Below are 6,436 nucleotides of genomic sequence, written 5' to 3'. Positions count from 1 at the left end.
ACCGAGAAGATGCGGGTGAGCTTGCCTTTCGGGACCTGTGTGGCGCGGGAGTCGCTTTCAAAGTGCTGGACGCGCTCACGGCACGGCTCAAGCCCGAGCACTTGCAAGCCTTCCGGCGCAACTTTGTGGACTTAGTCGCCCTAGGCACGGTTGCAGATGCCAGCACACTCGCAGGCGAGAACCGCATTCTGGTCTTGCACGGGCTCTTAGCCTTGGCGCAGGGCAAGAAAACCGGGATCAAGCTGCTGCTTGCACGGGCCGGGCTGGAGGGCAAGCCCCTGACGGCAGAAAGCATCGGCTTTCAGCTCGGACCGCGCCTCAATGCGGCGGGGCGCATGGAAGACGCCGATCTAGCCTACCGCCTGCTCATCACCAAAGATGCCGATGAAGCCGAGCAGCTTGTCGCGCAGATCGAGTCGCTCAACGATTTAAGGCGCACCGAGACCGAGCGCGTGGTGCAAGAGGCACTCGCCGAGGCACTGACGCACGAAGACCGGCGGGTGCTGGTGCTAGCACGCGCTCGCTGGGGCAAGGGCCTGGTCGGGATTGTTGCGGGACGGATCGCTGAGCTGCTTCGCCGCCCTACCCTGATTCTGAGCTACGACGAGAAAACCGACAGCTACGGCGGCTCTGGGCGCACGTATGGAAACTTTAGCCTGCTAGATGCGCTTCATGGCTGTGCCGACCTGCTCGGGCGCTACGGTGGGCACTCCGCGAGCGCGGGGGTCAATGTCTCAGCGGCAAACCTAGAGGCGTTCCGTCAGCGCATCCACGAGGTTGCCGAGGGGCTGATCAGTGACGAGCCCGAGCCAATCACTCTGGAGATAGATGCCGAACTTCCCGACACACGCCTGCTAAACCAAGGGCTCATCGAGTCGTTTCAAGCACTTGCCCCCTTTGGCCGTGACAACCCGGAGCCCGTCTTTCTCACCTGCGGCGGCGTTATCACCGAGACACGGCGTGTGGGCAAAGACAACAATACGGCGATCTTCCAGATCAAGCTCCCGGGGAAACAGTGGCCCACCAAGGCCGTGCGCTTCAAGTCCGGCGACTGGACGGAGCGCGTTCAGCCTGGCGAACGTGTGGACATCGTCTACAGCCCCAAACTCAACGAGTGGAACGGAAAAGTCAGCGTCGAGCTGACCTTGCTGGACTTGCGCCCAGCTCTTTAATTCCCACCTAACTCAGCTTGGGAAGCTCTTTTCGTAGGTAGGCCATGCGCTGCGTGAGGCGCTCCTTCAGGCCACGCACCTCGTTTTCAAACCCGCCTGCCCACTCCGAGCGCCCCGTCGCTTTCAGGGCCACCAGGGTTCGTGGCGTAAGGCTGTCTATGCGCCCGAGAAGCTTTGGCATTGTAAAGTGCCTCCGGGTTGCCTCGTTCAGCTGGGAGAGGAGACGTTTCTTACCGTCGGGGTGCTCCAGGATCACGTGCGCCACGCGCCCACCCCAGCCAGGAAATATCCCCTCCTCCGGGTTCTGCCAGAGCTGATCCATGCCATGGGGGATAAAAACCGCCTTGCCTTTGGTGGGCAGAAAGACCCGATAGTTGTTGGGCTTGCGCATGTAGCCGTCCCAGTCCGTGGTGATAATCTGCAGCGCCGCATTGGCACAGAAGCGCTCGATGTCCACCACGCGCTCTACAGCGCCGTAGCCCTGACTGCACGCCTCGGCAAGCGCCTTCAGATCACGCCGCTGGTTGTCCGTGCCGGTATCCAGCTTTAGCTCGCCGTCAATATCGGTGCAGAAGCCGCCGTCGTAGAGATTGCCCTCGGCCTCCTTGGAAAAGTTGCGCCGCAGCCAGGTCTTATCAAAGCCCTCTTTGAGCACGTAGAGCCCCACTTTACGCCCATTGAGCTCCACTAGTGCGTGTGTGCACCGACAGCCGGGAACACCCATTGCCAGCGCCAGCTCGTTGGCGAGCAGCTCGTGGAAGTAACTGCCGTCCTGAACGCCGTTGTTGAGATGGAGCTTCTCCAGCCCGAAGAGCTCCTGCCCCTTGACAAACTTATCAAAATTGAGGGTAAGCCCTGGCTTATCGTTCCAGTCGCGCCAGGAGCCCGCCGCGCCCTTGAGGTGGAGCCCAACATCTTTGTATTCTTGTGCCCCGATCCGAATCTGCGAGCGCACGGCCTTGCGTGGGTCTTTGCCCAGCAGGTCTAAGTTCGGTGCGTCCACAGTGATCTGAAAGAGGGGCACGATGCCCGTCGGCTTAAAGAGTAGTGTGCTCGGGTCCGTTGGAGGCAGCAATAAAGCGAGCTGCCGAGCAATCAAATCATTGAGAGTCATGATGAAAAAAGGGTACCCTAAAGCCATGGTAGTTGGTTTCGGACTGATCAATAAAGACTTCGTCGCGGTGGTGCCTGCCTGGGAGCGCGACACCAAGGCGCGAGCAAGTCGCTACTTCGAGCAAGTGGGTGGCCCCGTTCCGGTGGCGCTCACCGCGGTGGCCAAGCTGGGGGGGCTCTCTTGTCTCTATCTCGGTGTGGTGGGCGATGACCGAGACGCGGACGACCTGGCCCGTAGCCTCGATGAGCAAGGCGTCTCCGCAGACTTTCAGCGTGCGGAGGGCGCGGCCACCAGTCGCTCGCTGGTGCTCCTGGATGAGCGTGACGGCTCAAGAACACTGGCAAACTACGCGGAAGAGCTTCCACACATGACCTTCACGCCCGCCCACGACGAGCTCCTGCGCCAGGCAAGCCTACTCCATATAGATGGCCGTGATCTTAGTGGTGCGCTCCATGCCGCGCAAACCGTGAAAGCGGCAGGCGGCCATGTCTCGTTTGATCTGGGCACGATGCGCGAGGGCCGCGAGCAGCTCTTTCCTCTCTGCGATGTAGTACTTGCCAGCAAGGGCGGCGGCGCAGGCGCGTTCCCAGAGCACGCCGAGAACCCCGCCGAGCAAGTGCGCGGATTTTTGGCGGCAGGCGTGCGCGTCGCCGGTGTCACCCTCGCGGAGAAAGGCGTCATGATCGCCACGCAAGAGCAACCCACCCCCGTCTTTCTGCCCGCCTTCCCGATCTCAAACGTAGTAGACACCTGCGGCGCAGGCGATGTCTTCCACGGTGCATTTGCCTGGGCACATGCCACCGGAATGCCCGCCCACCAAGCCGCCCAGTTCGCCCAGGCGACGGTCGCGCTTCGCATCCAGCACTACGGCAACCGCGCGGGACTCCCCAACCAAGAGACCGTCGAAGCGTTTCTCCTGGCCCAGCTTTAGCAAAATCCAGAAAATAGGCGATAATAGAGTGTCTGCGGCTATGGGAGTCCTTCCTTCTCTTCATTTACGAAAAACCAGGGTTCCCGCTCTCCGCAGACATTTTATTTTTCCATGAACAACGCCCTCTACCTGCGCCGCCGCAATAAGATCCTCGTCCCGGAAGGCACGCCAGACGCGCCGCAGCTTCTCTATGCGCCCGTTGCGACCCTCGCCAAGAACGTCGAGGCGCTGGGCTTTGCGCTGGCTCCTGAGATTCTGGAAGCCTGCCGCCTGCTCACGCTCACAGCGCTGACGGCGTTCTACCACGACCTCATCGCCGAGCTGAAGCGAGCCAAGGGTGCCCACCAGACCTTCAAGCCGTTCTGGCCCAACTTTCCGCACGATGTGATGAAGGCCAGTGACGCCGAGCTCTATGTCAGCGCGATTCTGCACTACTGGACGGGTGGCAAGTACCGTCCGCCGCAGCAAGAGAAGAAGCACACCAAGCTCAAAGACCAGCCCGAGCTCATTCCCATCACCTTGGGGACACTCGCAGACTTTGAGCAGCTCTTCACGCAGCTCGCCGCCTCCAACACGTCGCTCTCCGCGCAGGATCGTGAGGATATCGAGTGGTTTGTCTCGTACTACGGTGCCACTGTGGAGCGCCTGTTTCCTGAGAAAATCCCACAAAAAGAGAACGCGGCCTTTGTCTGTGGCCTACTCTTTACGACGCTTCCTGAGCTTGCAGGGCGTTATCTGCGCACGGCGACGGACGTCCTGCGCCTCGCGGTTGCCCTCAGCGGCGGCGATCTCTCGCTGGCCGAGGCGTGTAAGTTCCGCACGCTCTCCCGCCCCGAGCGCCGCGCGATTTTAGGCTTGCTGGAGCGCATCCCCGATGCCGTGGAGGACATGCTGCGCTGGAAGGGCCGCTGGCTGCGGCTCGGCGAGAAACTCCATCCCGGCGAGTTTGCCACACGCTTCCCCAAGACTGTGGCCGCGTTTCATGTCCTGCGCAACGACCTGCCCTCCCCGACCTTTAACAGTGCCATCGAGCGAGCGCTAGACGCGCAGGACTTCGCTTCAGCACGCCTGCGCCTTGCGGAGCGCCCCGGTGAGCTGGCACGCCGTTTAGACCATCTGCTACGCGTGGATAAAGAGAATGCAAGTGCCACACTGGATGCGTTTTCTACCTGCGTGGAGCGGGTCTCGACGCCCGTCTTGCTCCAGGTTCGCCAGCATTTCTTAGTGCGCCACCAGCCACCTGCGCTCCGGGTGTTTTTCCCAAAAGGCCAGGTAGGAGAGGCGTATGCGCTTCCCAACACCCACGCGCCACTGGAAAAACACATCGGGGGGGTCGTGGTAGCCGCGTGTGAGGCGGCGCTGATCGGGCGCTTTGCCAAGCTCCCCCCGCTGGGAAGGTGCTACCTAGACCCGGCGCTCATGAACTACATCGTCCCCTTTGCCACCCGCTCGGCCTCCAAGTCGCTTCGCACGCTGGTGCGCGGGAGCCGCCTGCCCCTCCCCGACAAGTGCAAGACTCTGCGCTTTTTTATCTGGTGGAAAAACGGCAACGACCGCACAGATATTGACCTCTCAGCATCGCTCTTTGACGCGAACTACAAGTACCAAAATGTACTCTCGTACTACAACCTCAAGGAGTTTGGTGGGATGCATAGTGGCGATATCGTGGACGCCCCCGAGGGCGCGAGCGAGTTTATTGACGTTGATCTATCCCAGCTCCGCGAGGCCGGGATTCGCTTCGTGGTCATGACGCTGCACAGCTACACCAACCAGCCCTACATTGACCTGCCCGAGTGCTTCGCAGGCTGGATGGCCCGCAGTCACGCAGGCTCGGGTGAGGTCTTCGAGCCCAAGACCGTGCAGGATCGCTTGGACATCACCGCCAACACCCGAATCGCGGTTCCGTTGGCCATTGACGTGGTCGAGGAGCGTGTTCTGTGGTGTGATCTTGCGCTACGCAGCCTTGGAGGCATCAACAACAATGTCGAGAGCAGCAAGCGTGGGATCGGCGTGGCCCTGAGTGCCCTAAACGAGCTCAACAAGGCCGATCTCTACGACCTGCTCCACCTGCACATTATCGCACGTGGCCAGCTTGTCGAGACGCCCAGCGAGGCACAGACAATTTTCTCGGTGAAGAGTGGCTTGCCCTATCGCCAAGAAGAGATAGCCTCACAGTTTCTCCTGTGAGGCGATCGCCTATTTAGCGCTTCATACGAGCCCCAAACTCCCGTACTTGGCGAGAGACAACCTCCGCGACCCGCACCCACTCTCCACTAGTCGCCTGGCGATCCTGACAGACTACCCAGTCCCAGCCACTCTTGGCCTTGAGCAAGACAATGCCATCGCCACCCTGGTAGCGCATCTCTGTGGGAGTCGCCTTGCGCCAGGAACCTCGGATGAGCTGATCGGGTGTGTCTTTGTTGTAGGCCTGCCAGGTGTAGGTACCGTTTGGCGTGATCGTGAGCACGCCCCCCTTGGCTCCCAGCTCCCCCTGCCGATAGACCTTATCCCCACGCGTCACCGTCACTGGTGCCCCAATAATATCCATGCCCCAAGTTCCCATCAAGAATGCCTGCTTGGTTGGGAGGCCGTAGTTGTCCTGGATCGGGAAGATCACCTCGGAGCTAGCACCATATTTCCCAAGCTGGTTGGAAAAATCGGAGAGGTTCTCGTAGCGGAAGTTCACCCCACGCTGCTTGATCAGCTCCCCCAACTCCTTGCGAATCGCCTCTCGGTCGGGGTGCAGGAAGGGCTGATCCCCCAGCCGTGTCCGCAAATAGTTCAGGATATCCACCTGTGAGAGTAAGCCGCCGCCGCGTAGCGGGGGTGCTGGTGCGGTGCCAGCAGGTTTTGGCGCGGGCGCCTTTGGCTTCGTCGCCGCCCCCACATGACGGATCTCATCGAAGGAGTAGGCCCGCTCGAACCCCTCTTTGAAAAACTCGTTTGGCATCTCACGAACAATCACCTGCTTGCCACTCGGTGTCAGCCGCACTGCGCTGCCCCCCGAAAACTGGTCCAGTGACTGAGTTGGTATCCAGACCAGAGGCGGGCTTGCCCCCCTCGGGAGAACCAACCGTGTAACAAGGTCAATACAACGACCAACAGATACTCGCAATACTCCAGCAGGCAGAGCGAGCAGAGAAAACAATCGCTGAAATTTGCCAGGAGCATAACCTCAGCCCGAACACCTTCTATAGATGGAGGAAGCGATTCGCAGGA

5 protein-coding genes and 1 pseudogene are annotated in these 6,436 nt (G+C 60.6%); 4 read left to right on the top strand and 2 right to left on the bottom strand.

Going from position 1 to position 6,436, the window contains the following annotated elements; translation table 11 throughout:
• Positions 1-1,172: DHHA1 domain-containing protein (locus RMO15_RS32080; protein ID WP_309723043.1), on the top strand; the 1,172-nt coding region annotated here is incomplete at its 5' end.
• 7 nt (positions 1,173-1,179) lie between these two features.
• Here RMO15_RS32080 and RMO15_RS32075 read toward each other — a convergent pair.
• A complete protein-coding gene (locus RMO15_RS32075) occupies positions 1,180-2,286 on the bottom strand; it encodes a CotH kinase family protein (protein WP_309723040.1) in 1,107 nt (368 codons plus the stop codon).
• A 25-nt stretch (positions 2,287-2,311) separates the two neighbouring features.
• Between RMO15_RS32075 and RMO15_RS32070 the strand changes: the two genes are divergently transcribed.
• Together RMO15_RS32070 and RMO15_RS32065 are read left to right on the top strand one after the other, a co-directional pair.
• A complete protein-coding gene (locus tag RMO15_RS32070) occupies positions 2,312-3,217 on the top strand; it encodes a PfkB family carbohydrate kinase (RefSeq protein WP_309723037.1) in 906 nt (301 codons plus the stop codon).
• 111 nt (positions 3,218-3,328) lie between these two features.
• Entirely contained in the window at positions 3,329-5,404 is a 2,076-nt protein-coding gene (locus RMO15_RS32065) for a TerD family protein (protein ID WP_309723033.1), read from the top strand.
• Between the two features lie 13 nt (positions 5,405-5,417).
• On the opposite strand, the gene RMO15_RS32060 is transcribed toward RMO15_RS32065, so the two are convergent.
• Positions 5,418-6,209: a hypothetical protein gene (locus RMO15_RS32060; protein WP_309723030.1), complete on the bottom strand. Its 792-nt coding sequence runs from the start codon at positions 6,207-6,209 to the stop codon at positions 5,418-5,420.
• 107 nt (positions 6,210-6,316) lie between these two features.
• Here RMO15_RS32060 and RMO15_RS33545 point away from each other — a divergent pair.
• Positions 6,317-6,436, top strand: a pseudogene (locus RMO15_RS33545) (transposase); the annotation flags it as partial.

The sequence above is a fragment of the Armatimonas sp. genome (genome assembly GCF_031410135.1).
In the GTDB taxonomy this organism is placed as follows: domain Bacteria; phylum Armatimonadota; class Armatimonadia; order Armatimonadales; family Armatimonadaceae; genus Armatimonas.
The sequence above is the reverse complement of the archived record's forward strand: the minus strand, read 5'-3'. Positions and strand labels throughout refer to the sequence as shown.